The sequence below is a fragment of the Streptomyces sp. NPDC088785 genome, assembly GCF_044750685.1.
Classification (GTDB): domain Bacteria; phylum Actinomycetota; class Actinomycetes; order Streptomycetales; family Streptomycetaceae; genus Streptomyces.
This window is the reverse complement of sequence record NZ_JBIVKH010000001.1, coordinates 165,625-179,734: the sequence shown is the minus strand read 5'-3', so window position 1 is coordinate 179,734 and position 14,110 is coordinate 165,625. Positions and strand designations below refer to the sequence as shown.

The following is a 14,110-nucleotide window of genomic DNA, read 5'->3' as shown; positions in this document are numbered from 1 at the left end:
GGGACGCCTAGCCCGCCAGCCGGACCCGGAAGGTCCGGCGGAAGGCGTTCGGCGTCGTGCCGAGCACCTTCATGAACTGGTGGCGCATCGCCGCCGCGTTGCCGAACCCGGCGCGCCCGGCGATGGCGTCCACCGTCTCGTCCGTGCCCTCCAGCAACTCCTGGGCGAAGAGCACCCGTTGGCGCAGCAGCCAGCGGTACGGCGTGGTGCCCGTCTCCTGGAGGAAGCGGCGGGCGAAGGTGCGCGGCGACATCAGCGCCCGCGCCGCCAGCTCCTCCACGGTCACCGGCTCGGCGAGGTGCCGCTCCATCCAGGCGAGCACCTCGCCGACGGTGTCGCAGCGCGTCGCGGGCAGCGGCCGCTCCACGTACTGGGCCTGGCCGCCGTCGCGGTGCGGCGGGACGACCATGCGCCGCGCGATCGTGTTCGCCACCTCGGCGCCGTGCTCGGTGCGCACGATGTGCAGACAGGCGTCGATGCCCGCGGCGGTGCCCGCCGAGGTGATCACCGGCCCCTCGTCCACGTACAGCACGTCCTGGTCGACGCGGGTGCGCGGGAAGTCCCGGGCGAGCTGGCGCGCGTACCGCCAGTGGACCGCGCAGCGGCGGCCGTCGAGGAGTCCGGCGGCGCCGAGCACGAACACGCCCGCGCAGAGGCTGAGCACCCGCGTGCCCCGGTCGACCGCCTGGCGCAGCGCCTCCAGCAGCTCCGGCGGGTAGGCGCCGAAGCGCCGCCCCGCCGACGGGATCGCGATGAGGTCGGCCTCCGCGAGCCGCTCCAGGCCGTGCGGGGTGGATATCGTCATGCCGGGGACATGGGTGGTCAGGGACGGGCTCTCCGCGGAGACCACCGCGAAGTCGTACACGGGCAGCCCGGCGTCGCTCCGGTCGAGGCCGAACACCTCGCAGACGACGCCGAGTTCGAAGGGATGCACACCGTCGAGCAGCACTGCGGCCACGTTCTTCAGCATGGTCCCCAGTGTGCCGCAGAGTTGGCAGGAATTCAGGGTCCGATGACAGTCCTGCCACTGCCGCGGGGAGCGCGGCAGCGACACAGTAGAGCCATGAACACAGCGATGAACTACCTGACCGTCCTCTTCGTCCTGCTGCTCCTGGCCGCGCCCTCCCTCTACGGGATCGCCCGCGACCTGCGCATCGACCGCGAGATCCGCGCCGCCCGCACCGCCCGCGAGACGGAGGAGCGGCGCGCCCGCTACACGGCCGCCGCCTGAGCGGACCGGCTCAGAACTCCTCGTCGAAGCCGACCGAACCCTCGACCGCGACCTGGTACGCGGACGGCCGGCGCTCGAAGAAGTTGGTCAGTTCCTGGACGCCCTGCAACTCCATGAAGGAGAACGGGTTCTCCGAGCCGTAGACCGGCGCGAACCCGAGGCGCTGGAGGCGCTGGTCGGCGACGCACTCCAGATACTGGCGCATCGAGTCGGTGTTCATGCCGGGCAGGCCCTCACCGCACAGGTCGCGGCCGAACTGCAACTCCGCCTCGACCGCCTCCCGCAGCATGTCGGTGACCTGCTGCTCCAGCGCGTCGTCGAAGAGGTCCGGCTCCTCCTTGCGGACGGTGTCGACCACGTCGAACGCGAACGACATGTGCATCGTCTCGTCGCGGAACACCCAGTTGGTGCCGGTGGCCAGCCCGTGCAGCAGGCCGCGGCTGCGGAACCAGTAGACGTACGCGAAGGCACCGTAGAAGAACAGGCCCTCGATGCACGCGGCGAAGCAGATCAGGTTGAGCAGGAAGCGGCGGCGGTCCGCCCGCGACTCCAGCCGGTCCAGCTTCTCCACCGAGTCCATCCACTTGAAGCAGAACTCGGCCTTCTCGCGGATGGACGGGATGTTCTCCACCGCGGCGAAGGCCGCGGTCCGGTCCTCGGGATCGGGGAGGTAGGTGTCGAGCAGCGTCAGATAGAACTGGACGTGCACGGCCTCCTCGAAGAGCTGGCGCGAGAGGTAGAGCCGCGCCTCGGGGGAGTTGATGTGCTTGTAGAGCGTCAGGACCAGGTTGTTCGCCACGATCGAGTCGCCGGTCGCGAAGAACGCGACCAGGCGGCCGATCATGTGCTGCTCGCCCGCGCTGAGCTTCGCGAGGTCGGCGACGTCCGAGTGGAGGTCGACCTCCTCGACGGTCCAGGTGTTCTTGATCGCGTCGCGGTAGCGCTCGTAGAAGTCCGGGTAGCGCATGGGGCGCAGGGTCAGTTCGAAGCCCGGGTCGAGCAGGTTCTTCTCAGGGGTGGTGTCGGTCATTACTGGCAGGCCTCGCAGGACTCGGGGTTTTCCAGGGAGCAGGCGACCGCGTCGGCTTCGGCGGCGCTCTGCGCGGGCACGGTCGAGCGGCCGGCGGCCCGGGCGATGCGCGTCGCGGGACGCGAACGCAGGTAGTACGTCGTCTTCAGGCCCGACTTCCAGGCGTACGCGTACATGGAGGAGAGCTTGCCGATGGTCGGCGTCTCCAGGAACAGGTTCAGCGACTGGGCCTGGTCGAGGAAGGCGGTGCGCGCCGCCGCCATGTCGATGAGCCCGCGCTGCGGGATCTCCCACGCCGTGCGGTACAGCGCGCGGACCTCGTCCGGCACCCAGGTGAAGCCCTGCACCGAGCCGTTGGACTCGCGCAGCGCCTCCCGGGTCTGCGCGTCCCACACGCCGAGCGCCTTCAGCTCGTCCACCAGGTACGAGTTGACCTGGAGGAACTCGCCCGACAGCGTCTCGCGCTTGAACAGGTTGGAGACCTGCGGCTCGATGCACTCGTAGACCCCGGCGATCGAGGCGATGGTGGCCGTCGGCGCGATCGCGAGGAGCAGCGAGTTGCGCATGCCCGTCGTGGCGATACGTTCCCGCAGCGCGGCCCAGCGCTCCGGCCAGGTGAACGCGACGTCGTAGTGGTCGGGGTGCAGCACGCCGCGCGCGGTGCGGGTCTTCTCCCAGGCGGGCAGTGGGCCGTGGCGCTCGGCGAGGTCGGCCGACGCCTCGTACGCGGCGAGCATGATCCGTTCCTGGAGCCGGGTGGACAGCGCCCTGGCCTCGGCGGAGTCGAACGGCAGGCGCAGCTTGAAGAAGACGTCCTGCAACCCCATCGCGCCCAGGCCCACCGGACGCCAGCGGGCGTTGGAGCGGCCCGCCTGCTCGGTCGGGTAGAAGTTGATGTCGACGACGCGGTCGAGGAAGGTGACGGCCGTGCGGACGGTCTCGTCCAGCCGCTCCCAGTCGATGGCGCCGTCCGCCACGAACGCGCCCAGGTTCACGGACCCCAGGTTGCAGACGGCCGTCTCCCCGTCGTCCGTCACCTCCAGGATCTCGGTGCACAGGTTCGAGGAGTGCACGGTGTGGCCGGGCTCCGCCGTCTGGTTGGCGGTGCGGTTCGCCGCGTCCTTGAACGTCATCCAGCCGTTGCCGGTCTGCGCGAGGGTGCGCATCATGCGGCCGTACAGGTCGCGGGCGGGGATGGTCTTGCGCGCCTTCCCCTCGGCCTCGGCCCTGCGGTACGCGGCGTCGAACTCCTCGCCCCACAGGTCGACCAGCTCGGGCACGTCGGCCGGCGAGAACAGCGACCAGGGCTGGTCGGCGTCCACCCGGCGCATGAACTCGTCCGGGATCCAGTGCGCCAGGTTGAGGTTGTGGGTGCGGCGGGCGTCCTCACCGGTGTTGTCCCGCAGCTCCAGGAACTCCTCGATGTCGGAGTGCCAGGTCTCCAGGTAGACGGCGGCCGCGCCCTTGCGGCGCCCGCCCTGGTTCACCGCCGCCACCGACGCGTCGAGGGTCTTCAGGAACGGCACGATGCCGTTGGAATGGCCGTTCGTGCCGCGGATCAGGGAGCCGCGCGAGCGGATGCGGGAGTAGGAGAGGCCGATGCCGCCGGCGTGCTTGGAGAGCCGGGCCACCTGGTGGTAGCGGTCGTAGATCGAGTCCAGCTCGTCCAGCGGCGAGTCGAGGAGGTAGCAGCTCGACATCTGCGGGTGCCGGGTGCCGGAGTTGAAGAGCGTGGGGGAGGAGGGGAGGTAGTCGAGCCGGCTCATCAGGCCGTACAGCGCGGCGACCTCGTCGAGCGCGTGCGCCGAGTCGTCCTCGGCGAGCCCGGCCGCCACCCGCAGCATGAAGTGCTGGGGCGTCTCGATCACCTTGCGGGTGATCGGGTGGCGCAGCAGGTAGCGGCTGAAGACGGTGCGCAGCCCGAAGTAGCCGAAGCGGTCGTCGGCCGCGCGGTCCACCAGCGCGTCGAGCCGCGCGGCGTGCACGCGGACGAAGTCGGCGGTGCGGTCCGCGATCAGCCCCTCGCGGTGGCCGACGGCGATCGACCCGGTGAACGAGGTCACGCCCTGCGAGGCGGCCTCGGCGGCGATGGAGAGCGTGAGCAGCCGCGCGGCGAGCCGGGAGTAGACGGGGTCCTCGGAGATCAGCCCGGCCGCGCCCTCGGTGGCGAGTTCGCGCAGCTCGGCCTCGTCGGCCCGCGCGCTGCGGCCCCGCAGCGCGGCGGCGGCGACCCGGCCGGGGTCCGCGGCGGGCAGATCGGCGGTCAGCTCGGTCAGGGTGCGCAGCAGCGCGGTACCGGGGGCATCCGCCTCGGCCACGGCTGAGGCAGGATCAGCGGGCGCGATGGTCACGGTGGGGCTCTCCCTCGCTCGGCTCGGGGCCCGCGGGGAGACAGTGGCCCGGGCCCGCGCACGGCGGGGCCCGCGTCACCGGCCCATTCCACGAGGCCCGGACGTCGTCGACACCCGGGCCGGGTGGCACGGGTGTGCCGTCGGCAGGTCTTCGGACTCACGTACGCGCTTCGAGGCTTACGTTCACCGTTGCGGGACAGTTCCGGATTTGCACCGGATTCCCCTGCACTGACAGCGAGAGCGAGCATACATGTTGTGCCGGGTGTTCGCCGCACCCCCACATCTTGTGTCGGGGGTGTCGCTCAGGCCCCGCTGGGCTGCTTGAGCAGGGTGGCGACGAAGTCCTCGGTGAAGTTGCGGGGGCCGGTGCCGAGGGCGACCCGGCCGCGGCGCGCGGTGCGGGCCGCGACGAGCGGGGACTCCTGGTAGTAGGCGCGCGGGTAATCGGCGTCGTAGGGGATGAAGACGGTCTTGCCGCGGGTGAGTTCCGACCCGCACTCGACCACGACGGTGCCTTCGGCGGCGGTCACGAACGACTCGTCGGCGCACACGCCCACGGCCAGCGGGTCGTGCAGCGGGGAGCCGCCGGTCTCGCGGTAGGCGCCGAGATAGAAGTCCATCAGGCGGGTGGTGAGTCCCAGGTCGTCGCCGGCCGCCCGGAGCGTGTCCAGGTCGTCGGTGGTGAACCGCCAGCCGTGCGTCGCGTCGAGGCCGACCATCGTGTACGGGATGCCGGAGGAGACGACGAGGTCCACGGCGTCCGGGTCGGCCCAGGCGTTGAACTCGGCGACCGGGGTGATGTTGCCGGGCACGTCGGCCGCGCCGCCCATGAAGACGAGCTTCTTCACGCGCCGCGCGAAGCCGGGGTCCTCGGTCAGCGCGAGGGCCACATTGGTGAGCGGTCCCGTCGCGCACACGGTCAGCTCGCCCTCGTACGCGCGCGAGAGCCGCAGCAGCGCCTGCGCGGAGGACTCGGTCTGCTCGGGCGCGGTGGAGTCGGGCAGGGTCTCGGTGCCGAGCCCGGACGCGCCGTGGAACTCGCCGGCCGCCGAGTAGGGCAGCCGGGTCAGCGGGCGGCCCGCGCCGCGGTGCACGCCGACGTCGCCGTCGATGCCGAAGACGCGGGCGAGGGCGCGGCCGTTGCGGAAGGTCTGCTCGGCGGGGACGTTGCCGCCGACCGTCGTGTACGCCTTGAGGTCCCACAGGCCGGTGCCGAGCAGGTATTGCAGCGCGACGGCGTCGTCGATGCCGGGATCGCTGTCGAGAACGATGGGGGCGGGCACGTTTCCTCCAGGGCGGGTGGTGCGGGGGCTGTACCGGGTCACCGTAACGGGACGAGCCCCTCCGCTCGGGAGGGGCTCGTCAGGTGGACGCGGTGCGGGCCCTAGTGGCCGGTGCCCACGGCCGGCAGCTCGGTCCGGACGCCCCGGTCGCCCGCGTCGGCGGTGTAGTCCGCCGGGGCGGTCTCGTCGACGCCGTCGGGTGCCTTCAGCGCGCGCAGGACGAAGGTGAGGACGACGGTCACGAGGACGTTCAGGACGATCGCCGTCATGCCGATGTAGCCGATCTGGCCGATCCCGGGGATCTCCGCCGACGACCCGCCGAAGTGCTTCTGCGCCGGCGACTCGACGTTCCACGCGGCGACCGTGCCGTAGACCATGCCGACGGCCCAGCCGGCGAGCAGCGCCCAGCGGTGGAACCAGCGGGTGAACAGGCCGCCGACGAGCGCCGGGAAGGTCTGGAGGATCCAGATGCCGCCCAGCAGCTGGAAGTTGATCGCGACGGTCTTGTCCATCGTCAGGACGAAGGCCAGCGCGCCCACCTTCACCAGCAGCGACACCAGCTTGGAGACCTTGGTCTCCTGCTGCGGGGTCGCGTCCGGCCTGATGAAGTCCTTGTAGATGTTGCGCGTGAACAGGTTCGCCGCGGCGATCGACATGATGGCCGCCGGGACCAGCGCGCCGATGCCGATGGCGGCGAAGGCGACGCCCGCGAACCAGTCGGGGAACATGTCCTCGAAGAGCTGCGGAATCGCCAACTGGCCGTTCTGCACCTGGATCCCGGCCGCGATCGCCATGAATCCGAGCAGCGCGAGCAGGCCCAGCATGAGCGAGTACAGCGGCAGGATCGTGGTGTTGCGGCGGATGACCTCGCGGCTCTTGGACGACAGGGTCGCCGTGATCGAGTGCGGGTACATGAACAGCGCGAGGGCCGAGCCGAGCGCGAGCGTCGCGTACGTCCAGGTGCCGGCCGAGCCGGGGGCGAGCGCCCCGACGGGTTTGTCCGTCGCGGGGTTGATCTTCGAGAACTTCTCGCCGGCCGCCGCGAAGATGTCGTCGAAGCCGCCCAGCTTGATGGGGATGTAGATGATGGCGACCGCGATGACGATGTAGATCAGCGTGTCCTTGACGAACGCGATCAGCGCCGGGGCGCGCAGGCCCGAGGAGTACGTGTACGCGGCGAGCACGCCGAACGCGATCAGCAGCGGCAGGTCCTTGACGAACCAGTTGGTGTCCTCGCCGCCGCCGACGCCCATGACGTCCAGCACGGCCTGGATGCCGACCAGTTGGAGCGCGATGTACGGCATCGTGGCGAGGATGCCGGTGACGGCGACCGCGAGGGACAGGCCCTTGGAGCCGAACCGCCCGCGCACGAAGTCCGAGGTCGTCACGTACCCGTGCTTGTGCGAGACCGACCACAGGCGCGGCAGGAACGTGAAGATCAGCGGGTATACGAGGATCGTGTAGGGCACCGCGAAGAAGCCGGAGGCGCCGGCCGCGTAGATCGCCGCCGGGACGGCGACGAAGGTGTACGCGGTGTAGAGGTCGCCGCCGAGCAGGAACCAGGTGATCCAGGTGCCGAACGACCGGCCGCCCAGGCCCCATTCGTCGAGCGAGTCGTTCTCCGAGCGGCGCCAGCGCGCGGCGAGGAAGCCCATGACCGTGACGGCCAGGAAGAAGATGATGAAGACGGTGAGCGCGACACCGTTGACCCCGTTGTTCACGCCTTGCCCCCCGCGGACCGGTCGGAGTGACGGGCGCGCTGGTCGCGCTGCCACAGCTTGTACGCGGTCATGGTGAGCGCGGTCGAGATCAGCACCCAGAGCATCTGGTACCAGTAGAAGAACGGGATCCCGATGAACGTCGGGTCGATCTTGGCGTAGGAGCTGACCCACAGCATCGCCACGAACGGTGCGATCAGACACAGTGCAATGACGACGCGGACCGGTGTGACCACCGGTCCGTTCACTTCAGGCGCATCGGACATGACGCGGCTCCGTCCCCTCGCTGGTTCCACTTATCTCATGCTTAACGTGCGGGAAATCTAGGCGAGAGACCTGCTCCACGGAACCCCCGTCCGCATAACGGACGTGGTCCGCGGTGACGGGAGGACCGTAGAGCAGAAAGCCGGACCCGCGCTACGGCGCGGATCCGGCTTCTGGATGCGTGGGTCGGGGTGCGGTCAGTCCATCGGGCGCTGGAGGCGCGCCACGAACTTGTAGCGGTCGCCGCGGTACACCGAGCGCACCCACTCCACCGGCTGGCCCGAGCCGTCGATCGAGTGCCGGGAGAGCATCAGCATCGGCAGCCCGACGTCCGTGCCGAGCAGGCCCGCCTCGCGCGGGGTGGCCAGCGAGGTCTCGATGGTCTCCTCGGCCTGGGCCAGGTGCACGTCGTAGACCTCGGCCAACGCCGTGTACAGGGACGTGTACTTGACCAGGCTGCGGCGCAGCGCGGGGAAGCGCTTGGCCGACAGGTGCGTGGTCTCGATGGCCATCGGCTCGCCGCTGGCCAGGCGCAGCCGCTCGATGCGCAGCACCCGGCCGCCGGCGGTGATGTCGAGGAGCCCGGCGAGGGTGTCGTCGGCCGTGACGTAGCCGATGTCGAGCAGCTGCGAGGTCGGCTCCAGGCCCTGGGCCCGCATGTCCTCGGTGTACGAGGTGAGTTGGAGCGCCTGCGAGACCTTCGGCTTGGCGACGAAGGTGCCCTTGCCCTGGATGCGCTCCAGACGGCCCTCGACGACCAGCTCCTGGAGCGCCTGGCGGACGGTCGTGCGGGAGGTGTCGAACTCGGCGGCGAGGGTCCGCTCCGGCGGTACCGGGGTGCCCGGCGGCAGCGTCTCCGTCATGTCGAGCAGGTGCTTCTTCAGACGGTAGTACTTGGGCACGCGCGCGGTACGGACAGGCGCCCCGCTCTCGTTCTCCGCACTGCTGACGTCGGTGCTCATGCTCCGCTGCTCCGCCTTCCCGGCTCCGGTGCCGATGCGACCGACGTCCACGCGCATCGGCCACGGCCCCACGATTCTCATCGTGGCACGGCTCGCGGGGTGGGACCCCCCGTGAGGCCCCGCACGCTCCGTGATCCCTCCTTATACCGTTCGCTGACCGCCTGGTCTAGTCCACATCGCCGATTGGTGGGAGCGTTCCCGGGCAAGTGGTGCGCCGCGGGCTCAACCCCCCTGCCATGTCGGGTCGGTGTCGTTCCGATAACGGACGCACGGACCTTTCTCGGCCACCCTTGACACGCCTATTGGTCTGGGCCAAGCTCCGCTTACTGGTCTACACCATTAACGACCAGGTCCCAGTCCCACGAGCACTACTCGTCGTATGCGTCGCTGTGGGTGGGGGGTTGCTGGCATCCCTGAGGAGGGTGGCGTGAAGCGCAAGCTGATAGCGGCGATCGGTATCGCGGGCATCATGGTCTCGGTCGCTGCGTGTGGCGACAGTGACAAGAAGTCCGACAACGCGGGGGGCGACGCCAAGGAGCTGACCGTCTGGCTGACGGTCGACGCCCAGAACAACTGGCCGGACCTGGTCAAGGCCGCCGACGCGGCGATCAAGAAGAAGCACCCCGGCATCAAGATCAACCACGAGTACTACGGCTGGCCGGACAAGCCCGCCAAGCTCGACGCCGTCCTCGCCACCGACAAGGTGCCGGACGTGGTCGAGATGGGCAACACCGAGATGCTCAGCTACATGGTCAAGGGCGCGCTCGCCCCGGTCGACCCCACCAAGTTCGAGAACTCGGACCAGTGGCTCGACGGACTCAAGGCCTCGGTCACCTACGACGGCAAGACCTACGGTGTCCCCTACTACGCCGGTGGCCGCGTGGCGACCTGGCGCAAGGACATCGCCAAGGCGTCGGGCATCAAGACCGCCCCGAAGACGTACGACGAGCTGACCGCCGCCCTGGACAAGGTCCAGAAGAAGCAGGGCGACAAGTTCAACGCCTGGTACCAGCCGACCCGTGACTGGTACGCGGCCATGTCCTTCGTCTACGACGCCGGCGGCTCCATCGCCAAGGAGGACGGCGGCAAGTGGGTCGCCAACCTGTCCTCGGCCGAGTCCCAGAAGGGCCTCACCGAGTTCAAGAACGTCATCGACAAGTACATGCACGGTGACAAGACCAAGGACGAGTCCGACCGCTACATCGTGTACGGGCAGGGCAAGTCGGACCTGATCTTCGGTGCGGCCTGGGAGGGCGCGACCTCCGCCGACCCGAAGAACGACAAGACCGGCAAGCTCAAGGACAACCTCGAGAACTTCGTGATGCCGGGACCGTCCGGCAAGGCGATGCCCGTCTTCCTCGGCGGTTCGGACCTCGCCGTCCCGGTGAAGTCCGACGCGCAGGCCGTGGCCGGCGAGTGGATCAACGCCTTCACCGGCGCCAAGGGCCAGGCCGGCCTGATGGCCAAGGGCAACCTGCCCAACAACAAGAAGGACCTGGCCACCATGAAGGCCGATCCGAAGACCGAGGTCCCGGCCACCGCGGCCGAGGCCAACTGGTTCGTCCCGATGGCCCCGGGCTGGGGTGCGGTCGAGAAGGCCCAGGTCCTGCAGACGATGCTGCAGGAGATCGGCACCGGCAAGAAGTCCGTCGCGCAGGCCGCGAAGGACGCCGACGCCAAGATCGACAAGGTCATCAACACCAAGTGACCTGACGCGGGGCCCCGTCGACTGCCAGTCGGCGACGGGGCCCCGCCGCTCGTACCCCTGTACGCCCGCACGCCGGGCGTACCCACGGCTGAGCCCGACCTATCGCACCGCCTGAGGGACCGCTGAGGAGCGCGCGGATGAGTGCCGCAGACACGACCACTGCCAAGATGCCGCCGCCGCGGCAATCGCCGCCGCCGGGCGGGGGAGGCGCGTCCCCGCAGGGGCCACGCAGAAAGCGCTCGGGCGGCGCGGCCACCCCGTGGGCGCTGCTCGCCCCCTGTCTGCTGATCCTCGTCCTGGTCCTCGGCTACCCGCTGGTCCGGCTGGTCACACTCTCCTTCCAGAAGTTCGGCCAGGCCCAGCTCTGGGGCTTCCAGGACGCCGAGTCGGTCGGCTTCGACAACTTCACCGCGATCCTCGGCGACAGCCAGTTCTGGCAGGTCGTCGTCCGCACCATCGTCTTCGCCGGCGGATCCGTCATCTTCACGATGGTCATCGGCATGCTGATCGCCCTGCTCCAGCAGCGCGTCTCCGGCTGGGTGAAGACCCTCATCAACATCGCGCTCGTGGCGAGCTGGGGCATGCCCATCATCGTCGCCACCACCGTCTTCAAGTGGCTCTTCGACTCCGACTACGGCATCTTCAACGCGCTGCTGAGCAAGCTGCCGGGCGTCGACATGGTCGGCCACAACTGGTTCGCCAGCGGCCCGCAGGGCCTCGCCGTCATCATGCTCCTGGTCGTCTGGGGCGCCGTGCCCTTCGTGGTCATCACGCTCAGCGCGGGCCTCACCCAGGTGCCCAAGGAGATGGAGGAGGCCGCGCGCCTCGACGGGGCCGGCGCCTGGGGCGTCTTCCGCTTCGTCACCCTGCCGATCCTCAAGCCGATCATCGTGATGCTCACGACCCTCTCGGTGATCTGGGACATGGGCGTCTTCCCGCAGGTCTTCGTGATGCGCAACGGCCACCCCGAGGACGAGTTCCAGCTGCTCACCACCTACTCCTACGACCGGGCGTTCCAGGTCAACGACTACGCCCAGGGCTCCGCGATCGCCCTCATCACGGTGATCCTGCTGCTCGGCGTCGTCGCCGTCTACATGCGCCAGATGCTCAAGATCGGAGAGGTCGAGTGAGCACCACCACCGCCCCTGTGAAGCCGGGGAAGCCGGACAGGCCGGGCAAGCCCGGGAAGGCAGCCCCGGTGACGATCACCGCCGACAGCGGCCGCCGCAAGTCCAAGGCCGGCTGGAACGTCGTCGGCCTGCTCGTCTTCCTCGTCGCCGGCTTCCCGGTCTACTGGATGCTCAACACGGCGTTCAAGCCCGCCAAGGACGCCATCGACCCGGACCCGAGCCTGTTCCCGACCGGGTTCACCCTCGACAACTTCAAGCGCGCGCTCGACATCGCGGACTTCTGGGGCCCGGTCGGCCGCAGCCTCGTCGTCTCGCTCGTCGTGGTCGTCATCGGCATCGTCATCGGCATGCTGGCGGCGCTCGCCATCTCCCGGTTCGCCTTCCGCGGCCGCAAGATCGTGATCGTCGGCATCCTCGCGGTGCAGATGGTGCCGCTCGTCGCCATGATCATCCCGGTCTTCCTGCTCCTGAACGACCTCGACCAGTACGACAAGCTCTCCGGTCTGGTCATCACCTACCTGACGTTCGTACTGCCGTTCACGGTCTGGACCCTGCGCGGCTTCATCGTCAACATCCCCAAGGAGCTGGAGGAGGCCGCCCAGGTCGACGGGTGCACCCGCACCGGCGCCTTCGTCCGCGTCGTCTTCCCGCTGCTCGCCCCCGGCATGGTCGCCACCTCGGTCTACGCCTTCATCCAGGCGTGGAACGAGTACCTGTACGCCCTGATGCTGATGAGCCAGAAGCACCAGACGGCCACGGTCTGGCTCGGCAACTTCACCACCAAGCACGGTACGGAGTACGCCCCGATGATGGCCGGATCCACGATGATGGCCGTGCCGATCGTGGTTCTGTTCCTCTTCGTCCAGCGCAAGATGGCCGCGGGTCTCACCGCCGGCGCCGTGAAGGGATAACGCCACCTGATGACGACACTCGCACACGGTACGGACACCCTGACGCGGGACGCTCTGACGGTCCTGCAACCCGGCTTCCCCGGCACCACCGCGCCCGACTGGCTGCTGCGCCGGGTCGGCGAGGGGCTGGCGTCGGTGGGCCTGTTCGGCCGCAACATCGACTCTCCCGAACAGCTGGCCGCCCTGACCGCGCAACTGCGGTCCGAGCGGGACGACATCCTCGTCGCCATCGACGAGGAGGGCGGCGACGTCACCCGCCTTGAGGTGCACACCGGCTCGTCCTTCCCCGGCAACCACGCCCTCGGCGCGGTCGACGACGTCGAGCTGACCCGGGCCGTCGCCCTCGAACTCGGCCGCCGGCTCGCCGAATGCGGCGTCAACCTCAACTGGGCGCCGTCCGCCGACGTCAACGCCAACGCGGGCAACCCGGTCATCGGCGTCCGCTCCTTCGGCGCCGGCACCGACCTCGTCGCCCGGCACACCGCCGCGTACGTGGCGGGCCTCCAGTCCGCGGGCGTCGCCGCCTGCACCAAGCACTTCCCCGGCCACGGCGACACGGCGGTGGACTCGCACCACGACCTGCCGCGCATCGACGTCGGCCTCGACGTGCTGCACGCCCGCGACCTCGCCCCGTTCCGCGCGGCGATCGCGGCGGGCTCGCGCGCCGTGATGAGCGCCCACATCCTGGTCCCGGCGCTCGACCCCGAGCGTCCGGCAACGTTGTCCCGCCGCATCCTCACCGGCCTGCTCCGCGAGGAACTCGGCTACGACGGCCTCATCGTCACCGACGGCATGGAGATGCAGGCCATCTCCGCCACCTACGGCATCGAGCGCGGCAGCGTCCTCGCCATCGCCGCGGGCGCCGACGCGATCTGCGTGGGCGGCGGGCTCGCCGACGAGGAGACGGTGGTGCAGCTCAGCGACGCGCTGGTCGCGGCCGTGCGCTCCGGCGAGCTGCCCGAGGAGCGGCTCGCCGACGCCGCCGCCCGGGTCCGCGCCCTCGCCTCCTGGACCTCGGGCGCCGGGCGCACCGCGCGGGACGCGGCAGGCGACCCCGAGATCGGCCTGGTCGCGGCCCGGCGCGCCCTCACGGTGACCCGGTCCGAGCGGTACGTGCCGCCGGTCGCCGGGGCCCCCGTCCACGTCGCGGCGTTCTCCCCGGTCGCCAACATCGCCGTCGGCGACGAGACCCCCTGGGGCGTCGCCGCCGACCTCGAACGGCTGCTGCCCGGCACCACCACCGGCTCCTACACCGGCGCCGACGCGGGCGCCGAGGCGCTCGCCGAGGCGGGAGAACGGCGCGTCGTCGCCGTCGTCCGCGACGAGCACCGGCACGACTGGATGGCCGCCGCCGTCGACGCGCTGCTCGCGGCGCGGCCCGACACGGTCGTCGTCGAGATGGGCGTGCCCCAGGCCACCCCGCGCGGCGCCCTGCACATCGCCACGCACGGCGCGGCCCGCGTCTGCGGGACGGCTGCCGCCGAGGCGATCGTGAGCAATTAGCCCAGCCGTCGCGCTGAGC

At 70.1% G+C, this 14,110-nt stretch carries 12 protein-coding genes and 1 riboswitch; of the genes, 5 read left to right on the top strand and 7 right to left on the bottom strand.

From position 1 onward, the window contains the following. Positions 1 to 7 precede the first annotated feature (7 nt). The gene (locus tag ACIP5K_RS00815; protein ID WP_401403569.1) at positions 8 to 970 is read right to left on the bottom strand and encodes a helix-turn-helix domain-containing protein; all 963 of its coding nucleotides are present in this window, start codon (positions 968 to 970) and stop codon (positions 8 to 10) included. A gap of 93 nt (positions 971 to 1,063) precedes the next feature. On the opposite strand from ACIP5K_RS00815, the gene ACIP5K_RS00810 reads away from it, so the two are divergent. Next, complete coding sequence (locus ACIP5K_RS00810) at positions 1,064 to 1,231, top strand: hypothetical protein (RefSeq protein ID WP_401403567.1); 168 nt, start codon at positions 1,064 to 1,066, stop codon at positions 1,229 to 1,231. Positions 1,232 to 1,241: 10 nt separating this feature from the next. Here ACIP5K_RS00810 and ACIP5K_RS00805 read toward each other — a convergent pair whose 3' ends face one another. From ACIP5K_RS00805 to ACIP5K_RS00780, 6 genes are all read right to left on the bottom strand, one after another. Next, positions 1,242 to 2,261 (bottom strand): ribonucleotide-diphosphate reductase subunit beta, encoded by a 1,020-nt coding sequence (locus ACIP5K_RS00805; RefSeq protein ID WP_401403564.1) that lies wholly within the window; start codon positions 2,259 to 2,261, stop codon positions 1,242 to 1,244. Next, a complete protein-coding gene (locus tag ACIP5K_RS00800) occupies positions 2,261 to 4,612 on the bottom strand; it encodes a ribonucleoside-diphosphate reductase subunit alpha (protein ID WP_401403562.1) in 2,352 nt (783 codons plus the stop codon). Before ACIP5K_RS00800 ends, ACIP5K_RS00805 begins: the two co-directional genes overlap by 1 nt. Before the next feature lie 124 nt (positions 4,613 to 4,736). After that, positions 4,737 to 4,860: riboswitch (cobalamin riboswitch) on the bottom strand. Between the two features lie 54 nt (positions 4,861 to 4,914). Then, on the bottom strand, positions 4,915 to 5,895 hold the full coding sequence (locus ACIP5K_RS00795) for a nucleoside hydrolase (protein ID WP_401403559.1): 981 nt from the start codon (positions 5,893 to 5,895) through the stop codon (positions 4,915 to 4,917). A gap of 101 nt (positions 5,896 to 5,996) precedes the next feature. Beyond that, a complete protein-coding gene (gene mctP, locus ACIP5K_RS00790; RefSeq protein WP_401403557.1) occupies positions 5,997 to 7,616 on the bottom strand; it encodes a monocarboxylate uptake permease MctP in 1,620 nt (539 codons plus the stop codon). After that, a complete protein-coding gene (locus tag ACIP5K_RS00785; protein WP_401403554.1) occupies positions 7,613 to 7,879 on the bottom strand; it encodes a DUF3311 domain-containing protein in 267 nt (88 codons plus the stop codon). Before ACIP5K_RS00785 ends, mctP begins: the two co-directional genes overlap by 4 nt. A gap of 195 nt (positions 7,880 to 8,074) precedes the next feature. Further along, a complete protein-coding gene (locus ACIP5K_RS00780; protein WP_401403551.1) occupies positions 8,075 to 8,839 on the bottom strand; it encodes a GntR family transcriptional regulator in 765 nt (254 codons plus the stop codon). A gap of 427 nt (positions 8,840 to 9,266) precedes the next feature. On the opposite strand from ACIP5K_RS00780, the gene ACIP5K_RS00775 reads away from it, so the two are divergent. From ACIP5K_RS00775 to ACIP5K_RS00760, 4 genes are all read left to right on the top strand, one after another. Continuing rightward, positions 9,267 to 10,547, top strand: coding sequence for an extracellular solute-binding protein (locus ACIP5K_RS00775; RefSeq protein WP_401403549.1), 1,281 nt, complete (start codon positions 9,267 to 9,269; stop codon positions 10,545 to 10,547). A gap of 137 nt (positions 10,548 to 10,684) precedes the next feature. Then, a complete protein-coding gene (locus ACIP5K_RS00770) occupies positions 10,685 to 11,677 on the top strand; it encodes a carbohydrate ABC transporter permease (protein WP_401403546.1) in 993 nt (330 codons plus the stop codon). Positions 11,678 to 11,745: 68 nt separating this feature from the next. Continuing rightward, on the top strand, positions 11,746 to 12,588 hold the full coding sequence (locus ACIP5K_RS00765; protein ID WP_401405205.1) for a carbohydrate ABC transporter permease: 843 nt from the start codon (positions 11,746 to 11,748) through the stop codon (positions 12,586 to 12,588). A gap of 9 nt (positions 12,589 to 12,597) precedes the next feature. Continuing rightward, positions 12,598 to 14,091, top strand: coding sequence for a glycoside hydrolase family 3 protein (locus ACIP5K_RS00760; protein ID WP_401403543.1), 1,494 nt, complete (start codon positions 12,598 to 12,600; stop codon positions 14,089 to 14,091). The last annotated feature ends 19 nt before the right edge of the window (positions 14,092 to 14,110 follow it).

Bases quoted from the DNA above. Each gene is read 5' to 3' on its own strand.
- ACIP5K_RS00815 (WP_401403569.1), bottom strand. From the start codon at position 970: ATGCTGAAGAACGTGGCCGCAGTGCTGCTCGACGGTGTGCATCCCTTC.
- ACIP5K_RS00810 (WP_401403567.1), top strand. From the start codon at position 1,064: ATGAACACAGCGATGAACTACCTGACCGTCCTCTTCGTCCTGCTGCTC.
- ACIP5K_RS00805 (WP_401403564.1), bottom strand. From the start codon at position 2,261: ATGACCGACACCACCCCTGAGAAGAACCTGCTCGACCCGGGCTTCGAA.
- ACIP5K_RS00785 (WP_401403554.1), bottom strand. From the start codon at position 7,879: ATGTCCGATGCGCCTGAAGTGAACGGACCGGTGGTCACACCGGTCCGC.
- ACIP5K_RS00780 (WP_401403551.1), bottom strand. From the start codon at position 8,839: ATGAGCACCGACGTCAGCAGTGCGGAGAACGAGAGCGGGGCGCCTGTC.
- ACIP5K_RS00770 (WP_401403546.1), top strand. From the start codon at position 10,685: ATGAGTGCCGCAGACACGACCACTGCCAAGATGCCGCCGCCGCGGCAA.
- ACIP5K_RS00760 (WP_401403543.1), top strand. From the start codon at position 12,598: ATGACGACACTCGCACACGGTACGGACACCCTGACGCGGGACGCTCTG.